General features: G+C 62.5%; 9 protein-coding genes. All 9 read left to right on the top strand.

Annotated elements, in window-relative coordinates; genetic code table 11:
• Positions 1-3: 3 nt before the first annotated feature.
• A complete protein-coding gene (gene thyA / locus ACF8MC_RS13080) occupies positions 4-798 on the top strand; it encodes a thymidylate synthase (RefSeq protein WP_016929918.1) in 795 nt (264 codons plus the stop codon).
• 174 nt (positions 799-972) lie between these two features.
• Positions 973-1,476 (top strand): prepilin peptidase-dependent protein, encoded by a 504-nt coding sequence (locus ACF8MC_RS13075; protein ID WP_039567375.1) that lies wholly within the window; start codon positions 973-975, stop codon positions 1,474-1,476.
• Positions 1,470-2,048 carry a prepilin peptidase-dependent protein gene (locus tag ACF8MC_RS13070; RefSeq protein WP_041036506.1) on the top strand — a complete coding sequence of 193 codons (579 nt, stop codon included), beginning with the start codon at positions 1,470-1,472 and terminating at the stop codon, positions 2,046-2,048. Before ACF8MC_RS13075 ends, ACF8MC_RS13070 begins: the two co-directional genes overlap by 7 nt.
• A complete protein-coding gene (locus ACF8MC_RS13065; RefSeq protein ID WP_033649503.1) occupies positions 2,045-2,491 on the top strand; it encodes a YgdB family protein in 447 nt (148 codons plus the stop codon). The genes ACF8MC_RS13070 and ACF8MC_RS13065 overlap by 4 nt, the downstream gene beginning before the upstream one ends.
• Positions 2,481-2,837 carry a prepilin-type N-terminal cleavage/methylation domain-containing protein gene (locus ACF8MC_RS13060; protein WP_164105291.1) on the top strand — a complete coding sequence of 119 codons (357 nt, stop codon included), beginning with the start codon at positions 2,481-2,483 and terminating at the stop codon, positions 2,835-2,837. Before ACF8MC_RS13065 ends, ACF8MC_RS13060 begins: the two co-directional genes overlap by 11 nt.
• Before the next feature lie 32 nt (positions 2,838-2,869).
• A complete protein-coding gene (gene recC, locus ACF8MC_RS13055) occupies positions 2,870-6,241 on the top strand; it encodes an exodeoxyribonuclease V subunit gamma (RefSeq protein WP_164105292.1) in 3,372 nt (1,123 codons plus the stop codon).
• A gap of 231 nt (positions 6,242-6,472) precedes the next feature.
• Positions 6,473-9,361 carry a pitrilysin gene (ptrA, locus tag ACF8MC_RS13050; protein WP_033649514.1) on the top strand — a complete coding sequence of 963 codons (2,889 nt, stop codon included), beginning with the start codon at positions 6,473-6,475 and terminating at the stop codon, positions 9,359-9,361.
• On the top strand, positions 9,358-12,909 hold the full coding sequence (gene recB / locus ACF8MC_RS13045; protein WP_049212623.1) for an exodeoxyribonuclease V subunit beta: 3,552 nt from the start codon (positions 9,358-9,360) through the stop codon (positions 12,907-12,909). The genes ptrA and recB overlap by 4 nt, the downstream gene beginning before the upstream one ends.
• A complete protein-coding gene (gene recD / locus ACF8MC_RS13040) occupies positions 12,906-14,756 on the top strand; it encodes an exodeoxyribonuclease V subunit alpha (RefSeq protein WP_041036497.1) in 1,851 nt (616 codons plus the stop codon). The genes recB and recD overlap by 4 nt, the downstream gene beginning before the upstream one ends.
• Positions 14,757-14,773 lie beyond the last annotated feature (17 nt).

Here is a 14,773-nt window from a genome sequence, read left to right as displayed (position 1 = left end):
CAAATGAAACAGTATCTGGATTTGATGAACAAGGTGCTCGCCGAGGGCACCCCTAAAGCCGACCGTACCGGCACTGGCACGCTGTCGATTTTCGGCCATCAGATGCGTTTCAACTTGCAGGAAGGTTTCCCGTTGGTGACCACCAAGAAATGTCATCTTCGTTCGATCATTCATGAGCTGTTGTGGTTCCTGAACGGCGATACCAACATCGCCTACCTGCGTGACAACAAGGTCACCATTTGGGACGAGTGGGCCGATGAAAACGGCGATCTCGGCCCGGTGTACGGCAAACAGTGGCGCGCCTGGGGCGCGGCGGACGGCCGTCAGATCGATCAGCTGAGCAACGTGCTCCAACAGCTGAAGCAGGATCCGGATTCGCGCCGCATCATCGTTTCCGCCTGGAACGTCGGCGAGCTGGATCAGATGGCGTTGGCGCCGTGCCACGCGTTCTTCCAGTTCTACGTCGCGGACGGCAAGCTCTCTTGCCAGCTGTACCAGCGTTCCTGCGACGTGTTCCTAGGCCTGCCGTTCAACATCGCCAGCTACGCGCTGCTGGTGCATATGATGGCGCAGCAGTGCGATCTGGAAGTGGGCGATTTCGTCTGGACCGGCGGCGATACCCACCTGTACAGCAACCACATGGAACAGACTCAGCTGCAGCTAACGCGTGAACCGCGTCCGTTGCCGAAACTGGTGATCAAACGCAAGCCGGCTTCGCTGTTCGATTACCGTTTCGAAGACTTCGAGATCGAAGGTTACGATCCGCACCCGGCCATCAAGGCGCCGGTCGCGATCTAACCTTAACCGCATCACACCAGGGGGGCAGCGATTGCACCCCTTTTTTTATCCGCATTGCGCACCGAGCCGCATTTTTTTGTCGTCCTCTGCCGTCGTAAATAAAACATTGCGCAGCTTGCCGCAGCGATTACGCATGCGGCTTTACCGCGTTGTGGCGATCCTTACACTGGCGGCATGAAAGACAATACTCTCTCGAACATCGATGATCGCCAGCGTGGCATGACGCTGATTGAGCTGTTGGCGGCGATATTGATCGCCGGCATGCTCACCGGCTGGGGCGTCGGGCAATGGCGTTATCATCAGCAAGCGCTGCGGCTGGAACACACGGCTCAGCAGCTGCTGGCGTTTTTGCTGCGATTGCAGGCGGACGCCAACTGGCGTAACCGCGCGACGCTGCTGTGGTTCAAGAACGGCACGCCCTGGTGTCTGGGCGGTGGCGTGCCGCCGACGGATTGCGCTTCCGCCGAAGGCGCCGTTTTCTCGCCGTCTTATCGCGACGTCGCTTTGAGCGGCTACACCGGCAAAGAGATTGGGTTTTACGGTTTGCGCAATACTGCGCAGGCGGGGCACATCCTTCTCAGCAACGACGCAGGCAGCCTGCGGCTGGTGCTGTCCGCCCGTGGGCGGCTGCGTTTGTGCAGCGAAGGGCAGCGGGTCAGGGGCATTGCGCTATGTTGACTTTAGAACGCGGTTTTACCTTGCCGGAGGTGATGTTGGCGTTGGTCTTCGGCAGCGTGATCGCGCTCGGCGCGGCGAAAACCTATCCGTTGTTGCGCCAGCAAAGTGTAGTCGTCAGCCAGCACTTTCGGCTGGAGTCAACGCTGCGGCAACTGGCGTTCGGCATTGAGAAAGATCTGCGCCGCGCCGGTTTTTGCGCCGGGCAGTGCGCCGGCCGTCCGTTGCTGATCGGTCAGGCATCGGGAGAAGCGGCGGGCAGTTGCGTTATCGTTGCCTACGACATCGCTCGCAGCGGGCAATGGCTCGCTTCGGGCGAGGATGCGGGCTATTTCGGTTACCGGCTGCGCAATGGCGGCTTGGAAGGGCAGCGCGGCGTGAGCCAATGCGATGGCGGTGGCTGGGAGCGTTTGCTCGATTATGACGAAGTGCGCATTGAGCGGTTTCATGTGGCGATCGAGCGGGGCGATCACGGCGCGACCTTGGCTCGCCTGACGCTGGCGGGGCGCTCCGCCAGCGATACGCGTATCAGGCGCAGCCTGAGTGCGAGCGTCGAAATGGCGGCGCTGCCATGAATTGGCGAACCCAGCGGGGCGGTAGCACTCTGGCGGCGGTGATGTTGCTGTTGGCGCTGGGGCTGATGTTGCTTAACGCTCAGCATCGGCAGTTGGATAACGCGCTGTTACTGGCCGCCGATCAGCAGCGTTACCTTCAGGCTTATAATCAGGCCGCTTCGGCGCTGAGTTGGGGCATGAGCCAGCGCTGGCCACGCGCCGAGCTGAGTGCGGCGGCCTGGTTATGCAGGCAGCGCGCGGAACTGACGGCCTGCGCCCGGCTGTCTGCCAGAGCGGGCGTTGTGACGATACGCGGCCTTGGTGAGATGCGCGGCGGTGAACCGCTTTGGCTGTATCAGTGGGGCACCTTTAACGGCGCAGAGACCGCTGGCAAGGTGCAAGCTCAGCCGGGCGGTCGGCTGGATTTTTGCCCAGAGAAAAGGCTGACCGACTGTGACGGCTAACGCTCGGCCAGGGCGGCTATCCCGCAACGGCTTCAGCCTGCCGGAAGTGTTGGTGGCGGCCTTGCTGTTCTCGGTGTCGCTGCTTGGCTTGTTACAGTATCATCAGGTGCTGTTGCAGTCGTTTCAGCGCCAGTGGCACTACCGGCAAGCCTGGGCGCTGGCGCATCAGCAGTTAGAAGCGTTCGCCGTCACCGGGCGGCTCGAGGCCGAATTGCCGCCGGAAGGTTGGCGACGCGAGACGGCGCTTGACGATGCGGAGAATGATTGCCGCCGATTGACGGTTAGAGTCCAAACGCCGCAGTGGCAGTGGGCGACGCTGAGCCGCTGGTATTGCACCCGCTTTTAAGCCGGTATGTCTTTTGTTTTAAAGGAGCCTTGATGTTCACGGTTTATCATTCCAATCAGCTGGATTTGTTGAAAACGCTGACCAGCGCGCTGATAGCCAGAGATCCGTTGGCCGATCCTTTTCAACAGGAAGTGGTGCTGGTGCAGAGCCCCGGTATGGCGCAATGGCTGCAGATGCAGTTGGCGGAACAGTTCGGCATCGCCGCCAATATTGCGTTTCCGCTGCCGGCGACCTTTATTTGGGACATGTTCACCCGGGTGTTGCCGGATATCCCGAAAGAGAGCGCTTTCAGCAAGGACGCCATGACCTGGAAGCTGATGTGGTTGCTGCCGGAGATGCTGACTCAGCCGGCGTTTGCGCCACTGCAGCACTATCTGACCGATGACGGTGACAAGCGCAAGATTCACCAGTTGGCCGGCCGGGTCGCCGACCTGTTCGACCAATATTTGGTTTATCGCCCGCAGTGGCTGGAGAGCTGGCAGCGCGGTGAGCGCATCGACGGCCTGGCGGAGGCTCAGCAATGGCAGGCGCCGCTCTGGGCGCGGCTGGTGGAGTACACGCGCGAGCTGGGGCAGCCGGAATGGCACCGCGCCAATCTTTACAGCCGATTTATCCACGCGCTGGAGCAGGCAAAAACCTGCCCGCCCGGTTTGCCGCCGCGGGTGTTTATCTGCGGTATCTCGGCGTTGCCGCCGGTCTATCTGGAGGCGCTGCAGGCGCTGGGGCGGCATATCGATATCCACCTGATGTTCACCAACCCCTGTCGCTACTATTGGGGCGATATTCAGGATTACGCTTTCTTGGCCCGCTTGCAGAGCCGCAAGCGCCGTCACTACCATCAGGCACGCGAGCACGGGCTGTTCCGCCAGCCGGATGACGCGGCGCGCCTGTTTGACGCCGAAGGCCAGCAGCAGCTCAGCAACCCGCTGTTGGCCTCTTGGGGCAAGCTGGGGCGCGATCACCTCTATCTGCTGTCGCAGATGGAAGGGGCGCAAGAGGTTGACGCCTTTGTCGATATCCCGGCCGATACCATGCTGCACGCCGTTCAGCGCGACATGCTGGAGCTGGAAGACCATGCGGTGATCGGTATTACCGCGGAAACGCTGGAAAGCAGCTTCAGCAAACGTCCGCTAGATGAGAACGACCGATCCCTCAGCCTGCATGCCTGCCACAGCCCGCAGCGGGAAGTGGAGGTGCTGCACGATCAACTGCTGACCATGCTGGCGCAGGATCCGTCGTTGACGCCGCGCGACATCATCGTGATGGTGGCGGATATCGACAGCTACACGCCTTACATTCAGGCGGTGTTCGGCAATGCCCCTGCCGAGCGCTACCTGCCGTTCGCCATTTCCGACCGTAAAGCGCGCCAGGCGCATCCTGCGCTGCAGGCGTTCATTTCACTGCTCGATCTGCCGCAAAGCCGTTTTACCTCGGAACAGGTGCTGGCGCTGCTTGAGGTGCCGGCCCTGGCCGCCCGTTTCGCCATTGGCGAAGAGGGGCTGCGCCTGCTGCGCCATTGGGTCGGTGAATCCGGCGTGCGCTGGGGCCTGGACGACGATAACGTGCGCGAACTGGATCTGCCCGCTACCGGCCAACATACCTGGCGCTTTGGCATCACGCGCATGTTGCTTGGCTACGCGATGGACAGCAATGCCGGCGATTGGCAGGGCATTTTGCCTTACGACGAATCGAGCGGATTGGTCGCCGAACTGGCGGGGCAGCTGGCAGACCTGCTGGCGCAGCTCAGCCACTGGCGGCAAATCTTGAGCGAAGCGCGCCCGCTCGAGGCGTGGCTGCCGCTCTGCCGGCAACTGCTGGATGCTTTCTTCGCTGCGGACAGCGACACCGAGGTGGTGCTGGCGCTGATCGAACAGCAGTGGCAGCAGGCCATTAATTTTGGCCTGGCGGCGCGCTATCCCGATGAGGTGCCGTTGACCATTCTGCGGGACGATCTGGCGGCGCGTCTCGATCAGGAGCGCATCAGCCAGCGCTTCCTCGCCGGGCAAATCAACTTCTGTACGCTGATGCCGATGCGTTCCATTCCGTTCAAGGTGGTGTGCCTGCTGGGCATGAACGACGGCGTGTATCCGCGCACGCTGCCGCCGCTGGGTTTCGATCTGATGGCGCAGCAGGTCAAACGCGGCGACCGCAGCCGACGCGATGACGACCGTTATCTGTTCCTGGAAGCGATTTTGTCCGCTCAGCAGCGGCTGTATATCAGTTTCATCGGCCGTTCCATTCAGGACAACAGCCCGCGCTACCCTTCGGTACTGGTCACCGAGCTGCTGGAGTACCTGGAACAAAGCTATTGCCTGCCGGGAGATGAAGAGCTTAGCGCAGACGACAGCGCCCGGCGGGTTGGTGAGCACTTGCTGAAGTGGCACGCGCGCATGCCGTTCGCCGCCGAGAACTTCTTGCCGGGCTCGGAGGAGCAAAGCTATGCCGCCGAGTGGCTGCCCGCCGCCGATGGGCGCGGTGCGGCGCATCCGGCGTTCAACCAGCCGCTGCCCGCCGAAGCGCTGCAGCAAATATCGCTGGATGAACTGCTGCGGTTTTACCGCCATCCGATTCGCGCGTTTTTCCAACTGCGGCTGGGCGTCAGTTTTATCCTGGAAGAGACCGAGCTGCCCGACGAAGAACCCTTCACGCTGGATAACCTCAGCCGCTACCAGTTCAACAGCCAGCTGCTGAATACGCTGATCGACGGTGACGATCCCGAACGGCTGTTCCAGCGGGTGCGCGCCGCCGGCGGCTTGCCCTATGGCGCCTTCGGCGAAATTTATTGGCAAAAGCAGCAGGAAGAGATGAGCGAACTGGCCGAGCAGGTGCGTGCGGAACGCGCAGAGAGCCATAGCCTGGAGCTGGATATCGATATCGCCGGCGTGCGCCTCAGCGGCTGGCTGCATCAGGTGCAGGATGACGGCCTGTTGCGCTGGCGGCCCGCGACGCTGTCGGCGGTGGATGGCATATTGCTGTGGCTGGAGCACCTGGTGTACTGCTGCGCCGGCGGCACCGGCGAGAGCCGCATGTATGGCCGCAAGAACTCCGCCTGGCGCTTTGCCGCGCTGGCGCCTGAAGAGGCACAGGCGCAGCTGGCGGAACTGCTGACGGGCTATCAGCGCGGTCTGAGTCAGCCGCTGCTGTTGCTGAACAAGAGCGGCTGGGCGTGGCTGAGTCAGTGCTATCTGCCGGAAAAGCAGCAAATCGACTGGGAGGAAGAAGCGCAAATCAAGGCGCGCGCCAAATTGCTGCAGGCCTGGCAGGGCGATCAGCGCATTCCCGGAGAAGGGGAAGATCCCTACGTGCAGCGAGTGTTTCGCCAATTGGATAATGAATACTTAGCGCAAATACTGGCCGAAACAGAGCGTTATCTGCTGCCGGTGGCGCGGCATAACCTGGGGTAACAATCCCCCGGTGGTGCTGTGCGGCGGTAGGTGGTAAAAATAACGAAGGTTATATTCAACCATTGGGGTCATTCCCGGTCTTACATAACGTACAGGCATATACCCGCCGAGTTCGGGTCGCCATATTGGCGAAGAACCCGGTGAGTACAGATTTGGTTATGTGGTTTTGATGAACGTCGCCACCGTCAGGGAGTGGGCGCAGCGACGTCAGAATAGGGGTTTATTTTGGATATGCGCAGACAGTTGGCCCGTATCACCGGGCTGGTATTATTGGCTATGTGTTGGGCGCCGTTGAGTTGGGCCGCGCAAGGATGGCAACCGCTGGCGGAGAAGATCAACAAAAGCGAACACGATCCGCGTCAGTATGAGGCGATCAAATTGACTAACGGCATGACGGTGTTGCTGGTGTCAGATGCCCAGGCGCCGAAATCGCTGGCGGCGCTGGCATTGCCGGTCGGCTCGCTCGAAGATCCGAACAGCCAACTGGGTTTGGCGCACTATCTGGAACATATGGTGCTGATGGGCTCCAAGCGCTATCCAGAGCCGGAAAACCTGTCCGAGTTCCTGAAAAAGCATGGCGGCAGCCACAACGCCAGCACGGCTTCTTATCGCACCGCCTTCTATCTGGAAGTGGAAAATGACGCGCTGGAGCCGGCGGTCGATCGCATGGCCGACGCCATTGCCGAGCCGCTGCTGGATCCGGGCAATGCCGACCGTGAGCGCAACGCGGTTAACGCCGAGTTGACGATGGCGCGTTCGCGCGACGGTATGCGTATGGCGCAGGTGGGCGCGGAAACCCTTAACCCGGCGCACCCGAGCGCGCGCTTCTCCGGCGGCAATCTCGATACGCTGAAAGACAAGCCGGACAGCAAGCTGCACGATGAGCTGACCGGCTTCTATAAGCGCTACTATTCCGCCAATTTGATGATGGGCGTTTTGTACGGCAATCAGCCGCTGCCGCAGCTGGCTGATATTGCGGCGAAAACCTTTGGCCGCGTGCCGAATCACGACGCCACCGTGCCGCCGATCACCGTGCCGGCCGTGACGCCGGAACAGCAGGGCATCATCATTCACTATGTGCCGGCACAGCCGCGCAAGCAGCTGAAGGTCGAGTTTCGCATCGATAACAACAGCGCCGCGTTTCGCAGCAAAACCGATACCTACATCAGCTACCTGATCGGCAACCGCAGTAAAAACACCCTGTCTGACTGGCTGCAGAAGCAGGGGCTGGCGGACGCCATCAATGCCGGCGCCGATCCGATGGTGGATCGCAACGGCGGCGTCTTCGCCATCAGTGTCTCCCTGACCGATAAAGGCCTGGCCAAGCGCGACGAGGTCGTCGCCGCCATTTTCAACTACCTGAAAATGCTGCGCAGCGAAGGCATCAAGCAAAGTTACTTCGACGAAATCTCGCATGTTCTGAATCTGGATTTCCGTTATCCGTCGATCACGCGCGACATGGACTACATCGAATGGCTGGTGGACACCATGCTGCGCGTGCCGGTTGAACATGCGCTGGATGCGCCTTACCTGGCCGATCGCTATGATCCTAAGGCGATCGCCGAACGCCTGGACGCCATGACGCCGCAAAACGCCCGCATCTGGTTCGTCAGCCCGGATGAGCCGCACAACAAGACGGCCTATTTCGTCAACGCGCCTTACCAGGTCGACAAAATCACGCCGCAGCGCTTTACGCAGTGGCAGCAGTTGGGGAGTGGGATTTCCCTGTCGTTACCGACGCTCAATCCGTACATCCCGGATGACTTTACCCTGACCAAGCCGTCGCACGAGTTCAAAAAGCCGGAAATGGTGGTGGATAACCCCGGCCTGCGCGTGCTGTACATGCCGAGCCGTTACTTCGCCGATGAGCCGAAGGCCGACGTCACCGTCGCTTTCCGCAACGCCAAGACCATGGATTCCGCGCGCAACCAGGTGCTGTTCTCACTGACGGATTATCTGGCCGGCCTCGCGCTGGATCAGCTGAGCTATCAGGCATCGGTCGGCGGGCTGAGCTTCTCGACCTCGCCGAACAACGGCCTGATGTTTAACGCCAACGGCTTTACCCAGCGCCTGCCGCAGTTGCTGACGGCGCTGATCGAGGGCTATTCCAGCTTCACGCCGACGGAAGATCAGCTGGCGCAGGCCAAGTCCTGGTACCTGGAGCAGTTGGACGCCGCCGAGAAGGGCAAGGCGTTTGAATTGGCCATTCAGCCGGTGCAGATGGTTTCCCGCGTGCCGTATTCCGAACGCAGCGAACGCCGCGAAGTGCTGAAGACGCTGACGCTGAAAGACGTGCTGGCCTATCGCGACAGCCTGCTGGCCGAGGCTACGCCGGAGCTGCTGGTGGTGGGCAACATGAGCAAGCAGCAGGTCGACACGCTGGCGTCGACGCTGAAACATCGCCTGGGCTGTACCGGCATCGAATGGTGGCACGGCGAAGACGTGGTAGTGGACAAAAATCATCTGGCCAATCTGCAACAGGTGGGCAGCAGCACCGATTCGGCGCTGGCGGCGGTCTATGTGCCGACCGGCTACGACGAAGTGGCCGGCATGGCCTACAGCTCATTGCTGGGGCAGATTATTCAGCCGTGGTTCTATAGCCAGCTGCGCACTCAGGAGCAATTGGGGTATGCGGTCTTCGCCTTCCCAATGTCGGTGGGGCGCCAATGGGGCGTGGGCTTCCTGTTGCAGAGCAACAGCAAACAGCCGGCCTACCTGTACCAGCGCTATCAGGATTTCTATCCGAAAACCGAGAAACGCTTGCGCGACATGAGCGAAGCGGACTTTGAGCAGTACAAACAGGCGCTCATCAATGAGCTGAAGCAGCGGCCGCAAACCCTGAGCGAAGAGGCCAGCCGGTTCGCCAACGATTTCGATCGCGGCAATTTCGCCTTCGATACTCGTCAGAAGCTGATTGCGCAGGTGCAACAGCTGACGCCGGCCAAACTGGCGGATTATTTCCACCAGGCGGTGATCCAGCCACAGGGGCTGGCTGTGCTGTCGCAGGTGAGCGGCAGCGGGCAAGACAAGGCGGATTACGCGGCGCCTAAGGGCTGGGTCACCTATCCGAACGCGTCTGCATTGCAGCAGATCCTGCCGCGCAAAGTGGCGACGCCATGACGGAAACTGCCCCGCAGAGGCTGGAGCCGCTGACGCTGCCGCTGTTCGGCGAACGCCTGATCGAGGCGTCGGCGGGCACAGGCAAAACCTTTACCATCGGCGCGCTGTACCTGCGTTTGCTGCTGGGGCTGGGCGGTGAAGCGGCGTTTCCCCGGCCGCTGGCGGTCGAAGAAATCCTGGTGGTGACCTTTACCGAGGCCGCCACCGAGGAGCTGCGCGGGCGTATCCGCGACAATATCCACGGATTGCGCATCGCCTGCGTGCGTGGCGTCAGCGCCAACCCGCTGTTTTCGGCGCTGATGGCTGAAATTGACGATTTGACCGACGCCGCCTCGCAGCTGCTGGCGGCGGAGCGGCAAATGGACGAAGCGGCGATCTACACCATTCACGGCTTTTGCCAACGAATGCTGACGCACAACGCCTTCGAATCCGGCATGCTGTTTGAACAAACGCTGGTGCAGGACGAGTTGCCGCTGCGGCGGCAGGCCTGTGCCGATTTCTGGCGTCGCCACTGCTATCCGTTGCCGCTGGGCGTGGCGCGTGCGGTCAGCCAGGAGTGGAGCGGCCCGGAAGCGTTGCTGGCCGATCTCTCCGGCTATCTGCACGGTGAGGCGCCGGCGCTGCGCCGGCCGCCGAAAGAGGAAGAAACCGTCCTGATGCGCCACGAGCAGATCGTCGCGCGCATCGATGCCATCAAGGCGCAATGGCGTGCGGCGGCGGGCGATCTGGAGGCGTTGATCGCCCAGTCCGGCGTCGATAAGCGCAGCTACAGCAGCAAGCACCTGCCGAACTGGCTGAACAAGGTCGGCGAATGGAGCGGGCAGGAGACTCAGGACTACCAGTTGCCGAAGGAACTGGATAAATTTCGCCAGTCGGTGCTGCTGGAGAAGACCAAGAAAGGCGAGCCGCCGCGGCATGCGCTGTTCACGGCGATCGACGAACTGTTCGATGAGCCCTTGACGCTGCGCGACCTGATCATGGCGCGCGCGCTCAGCGAGATCCGCACTTCCATTCAACAAGAAAAGCGCCAGCGCGCCGAGCTGGGGTTTGACGACCTGCTCAGCCGGCTGGACGGCGCCCTGCAAAGCGGCGGCGGCGAACAGCTGGCGCAGGCGATCCGCCAGCGTTACCCGGTGGCGATGATCGATGAATTCCAGGACACCGATCCGCAGCAATACCGCATTTTCCAAAAGCTTTACGTCGGCCGGCCCGATTGCGGCCTGCTGTTGATCGGCGATCCCAAGCAGGCGATTTACGCCTTCCGCGGTGCCGATATCTTTACCTACATGCGGGCGCGCTCAGAGGTGAGCGCCCACTATACGCTGGAGACCAACTGGCGCTCGTCGCCGTCGATGGTCGCCAGCGTTAATCACCTGTTTTCTCAGGTAGAAAAACCTTTCCTGTTCGGCCAAATCCCCTTTATCGAGGTCAGCGCGGCGGAAAAGAACCAAGGGCTGGCGTTTGACCTGCACGGCAAGCCGCAACCGGCGATGCAGTTCTGGCTGCAGCAGGGGGAAGGCGCCGGTGTAAGTGATTACCAACAGCTGATGGCGCGCCTGTGCGCCACGCAAATTCGCGACTGGCTCAGCGCCGGGCAGCAGGGCCAGGCGTGGCTGCAGGGCGGCAAGGAGCCAAGGCCGGTGCAAGCCTCCGATATCACGGTGCTGGTGCGCAGCCGCAATGAGGCGGCGTTGGTGCGCGATGCGCTGAGCGCGCTGTCCATTCCGTCGGTCTACCTGTCCAACCGCGACAGCGTGTTCGACACCCCGGAGGCCAAAGACCTGCTGTGGTTGCTGCAGGCGGTGTTGGCGCCGGAGCAGGAGCGCACGCTGCGCAGCGCCATGGCCACCGGGCTGATGGGGCTGGACGCGCCGACGCTGGACGGCCTGAGCCGCGATGAACGCGCCTGGGACGAGCTGGTTAACGAGTTCGACAATTACCGCACGCTCTGGCTGCGCCGCGGCGTGTTGCCGATGCTGAGCGAGGTGATGAAAGCGCGCCAGCTGGCGGAGAACCTGCTGGCCAGCGCCGGTGGCGAGCGTCGTTTGACCGACGTGCTGCATCTGGGGGAGTTGTTGCAAGAGGCGGCGGCGCAACTCGACAGCGAACATGCGCTGGTGCGCTGGCTGGCACAGCAGATCGCCCAGCCTAATCGCCAGTCCGATAATCAGCAACTGCGGCTGGAGAGCGACCGGCATCTGGTGCAGGTGATCACGATTCATAAATCCAAGGGGCTGGAGTTCGATCTGGTGTGGCTGCCGTTCGTCGGCAATTTCCGCCAGCAGCAGCAGGCGCTGTATCACGATCGCCACAGTTTCCAGGCGTTGCTGGATCTCGACGCCAATGAAGAGAGCCAGGCCTGGGCGGAGGAAGAGCGGTTGGCGGAAGACCTGCGCCTGTTGTACGTGGCGCTGACTCGCTCGGTGTACCACTGCAGCATCGGCATCGCGCCGCTGTTCCAGGGCACGCGCAAGAAACAGGGCGATACCGATCTGCACCGCAGCGCATTGGGTTATCTGGTGCAGGGCGGGCAGGCCGGCGACGCCGCGTATCTGCAGGAGCGCCTGCAGCAATTGGCGGGCGGCGGCATCGCGCTGTCGCTGGTGGAACCGCCGGACGAGGCGCCCTGGCAGCCCCAGGCATCGCTGGCCGCTACGCTGGCGGCGAAAAGCTTTACCCGACGGATCCAGGATTTTTGGCGGGTGACCAGCTATACCGGTTTGCAACAGCACGGTTCGAGCCTGATGCAGGATCTGCTGCCGCGTCTGGATGTCGACGCCGCGGGCGAGCGGGGTGAGGAGAGTGAGCCAGCGCTCACACCGCATACCTTCCCGCGCGGCGCAACGCCCGGCACCTTCCTGCACAGCCTGTTTGAAACGCTGGACTTCACCCAGCCGCTGGACGAACAGTGGCTGCAGGAACAGCTGCAACAGCAAGGATTTGCCGAGCACTGGCAGCCGATTCTGCTGGCGTGGATGCAGGTGTTGCTCAATACGCCGCTCGACGACAGCGGCGTGACGTTGTCGGCGCTGACGCCGCAGCACAAGCAGGCCGAGCTGCAGTTCTATTTGCCGATTAACCGGTTGTTGCAGGCGAAGGCGCTCGATGCCCTGGTGAAGCGTTACGATCCGCTTTCCGCCCGCTGCCCGGCGCTAGATTTTCATCAGGTGCAGGGCATGCTGAAAGGCTTTATCGACCTGGTGTTCTGCTGGCAGGGCAAATACTACCTGCTGGACTACAAGTCCAACTGGCTGGGGGAAGACAGTAGCGCCTATACCCGGCCGGCCATGGAGCAGGCGATGGCGGAGCATCGTTACGATCTGCAATACCAGCTGTATACGCTGGCGCTGCATCGTTATCTGCGTCATCGGTTGCCGGATTACGATTATCGGCGCCATTTTGGCGGGGTGATTTATCTGTTCCTGCGCGGCGTGGATGCGGCGCACCCGGGCAACGGCATTTTCACCTGTCTCCCCGAGCTTGAGCTGGTGGAGGGGATGGATCGCTTGTTCAGCGGCGAAGCTGCGGCGACGGAGGAAGGATCATGATCGCACTGCTGGAGCAGGCGGTGGCGCTTGGCGTGCTGCGCCCGCTGGACGTGCAGTTCGCCCGCGTGGTGGCGAGCGAAGACGAGCCCGATATTTTGCTGGCCGCCGCCTGCCTGAGCGCAGAGGCGGGGGCCGGTCACGTCTGCCTGATGCTGGAGCAGCTGCAGGCGGACACGCTGTTTGAAGGGCGCCAGCCGGCGTTGGCGCTGGCGGTGTGGGAGGCGGCCGGGCGGCCGGATAGCGCGCGTTGGCAGCAGCGTTTGGCGGCCAGCGCGGCGGTCGGGGACGGCAGCGGCGCTACGCCGCTGGTGCTGCGCGGGCCGCGCCTGTATCTGCAGCGCATGTGGCAAAACGAAGGCGAAGTGGCGGCGTTTATCGGCGGCGAAGGCGAGTCGCTGGCGGTGCCGGAGGCTGAGCTGCGCACCATTCTCGACAGCTTGTTCGGCGCCGCGAGCGACGAGCCCGACTGGCAGAAAATCGCCGCCGCGGTGGCCGCCACGCGGCGCATTGCGGTCATTTCCGGCGGGCCGGGCACCGGTAAAACCACCACCGTCGCCAAACTGTTGGCGGCGCTGGTGCAGCTGGATGAAAGCGCGCGCTTGCGCATTCAGCTGGCGGCGCCGACCGGTAAGGCGGCGGCGCGCCTGACGGAGTCGCTTGGCAGCGCCAGCCGCCAGCTGGCGTTGACCCCGGCGCAGCAGGCGCTGTTCCCGACGGAGGCGGCGACGTTGCACCGTCTGTTGGGGGCGCAACCGAACAGTCAGCGCATGCGTTATCACCGTGGCAACCGGCTGCATTTGGATGTGCTGGTGGTGGATGAGGCCTCGATGGTCGATCTGCCGATGATGGCGCGCCTGATTGCCGCGCTGCCCGATCGGGCGCGGGTGATTTTCCTCGGCGACCGCGATCAGCTGGCTTCGGTGGAGGCCGGCGCGGTGCTGGGCGATATTTGCCGTTTTGCCGAGCAGGGATACAGCGATGCGCGCGCCGCTGAGCTGAGCCGCCTGACCGGTTGTTCGCTCACGGGGCAGCAGGCCGACGCGGAAGCGGCGGTGCGCGACAGCCTGTGCCTGCTGCGCAAGAGCTATCGCTTCGACGCCCGTTCCGGCATCGGTCAGCTGGCGTTGGCGGTCAACGCCGGAGCGGGGGATCGCGCGCTGGCGGCATTAAACGGCAGTTTCGGTGATGTTGCGGGCTATGCGCTGGCGACGAGCGAAGAGTATCAGGCGCTGTTGGATGCCTGCGTGGCGGGCTACCGCGACTATTTGCGGCTGACCGCAGAAGGGGCGGACGCGGCGACGGTGCTGGCGGCCTTTGGCCGTTTCCAGGTTCTATGCGCGCTGCGTGAAGGGCCGTTCGGCGTCGCCGGCCTGAACGAGCGCATTGAGCTCGGGCTGCAGCGTGCCGGTTTAATTGACCGCAAGCCGGGCGTGCTCGGCCGCTGGTACCGGGGGCGGCCGGTGATGATCGGCCGCAATGACAGCGCGCTGGGGCTGTTCAATGGGGATATCGGCATTACGTTGCCGGATGAGCACGGCGATCTGCGCGTGCATTTCCAACTGCCCGACGGCAGCATCAAGTCGGTACAGCCAAGCCGTTTGCCGGCGCATGAAACCGCTTATGCGATGACGGTGCACAAATCTCAGGGATCGGAGTTTGACCATACGGTGCTGGTGTTGCCGAATCACTTCCTGCCGGTGTTGACGCGTGAGCTGGTCTATACCGCGATCACTCGCGCGCGTAAGCTGCTTTCGCTGTACGCTACGGAGGCGGTGCTGCTGCGGGCCATTCGCACGCCGACCCAGCGCCGCAGCGGATTGGCTGAACGGCTGCAGGCGACGGAATAAGCGCTGAGGGGCGCGGC

Source organism: Serratia sp. LACPHL-BACT-2024-00286 (assembly GCF_043109535.1).
Taxonomy (GTDB): domain Bacteria; phylum Pseudomonadota; class Gammaproteobacteria; order Enterobacterales; family Enterobacteriaceae; genus Serratia; species Serratia sarumanii.
The sequence above is the reverse complement of the archived record's forward strand: the minus strand, read 5'-3'. Positions and strand labels throughout refer to the sequence as shown.

Excerpts from the sequence above, each read along its gene's own strand:
- thyA (WP_016929918.1), top strand. The coding sequence starts at position 4 with ATGAAACAGTATCTGGATTTGATGAACAAGGTGCTCGCCGAGGGCACC.
- ACF8MC_RS13075 (WP_039567375.1), top strand. The coding sequence starts at position 973 with ATGAAAGACAATACTCTCTCGAACATCGATGATCGCCAGCGTGGCATG.
- ACF8MC_RS13070 (WP_041036506.1), top strand. The coding sequence starts at position 1,470 with ATGTTGACTTTAGAACGCGGTTTTACCTTGCCGGAGGTGATGTTGGCG.
- ACF8MC_RS13065 (WP_033649503.1), top strand. The coding sequence starts at position 2,045 with ATGAATTGGCGAACCCAGCGGGGCGGTAGCACTCTGGCGGCGGTGATG.
- recC (WP_164105292.1), top strand. The coding sequence starts at position 2,870 with ATGTTCACGGTTTATCATTCCAATCAGCTGGATTTGTTGAAAACGCTG.
- ptrA (WP_033649514.1), top strand. The coding sequence starts at position 6,473 with ATGCGCAGACAGTTGGCCCGTATCACCGGGCTGGTATTATTGGCTATG.
- recB (WP_049212623.1), top strand. The coding sequence starts at position 9,358 with ATGACGGAAACTGCCCCGCAGAGGCTGGAGCCGCTGACGCTGCCGCTG.
- recD (WP_041036497.1), top strand. The coding sequence starts at position 12,906 with ATGATCGCACTGCTGGAGCAGGCGGTGGCGCTTGGCGTGCTGCGCCCG.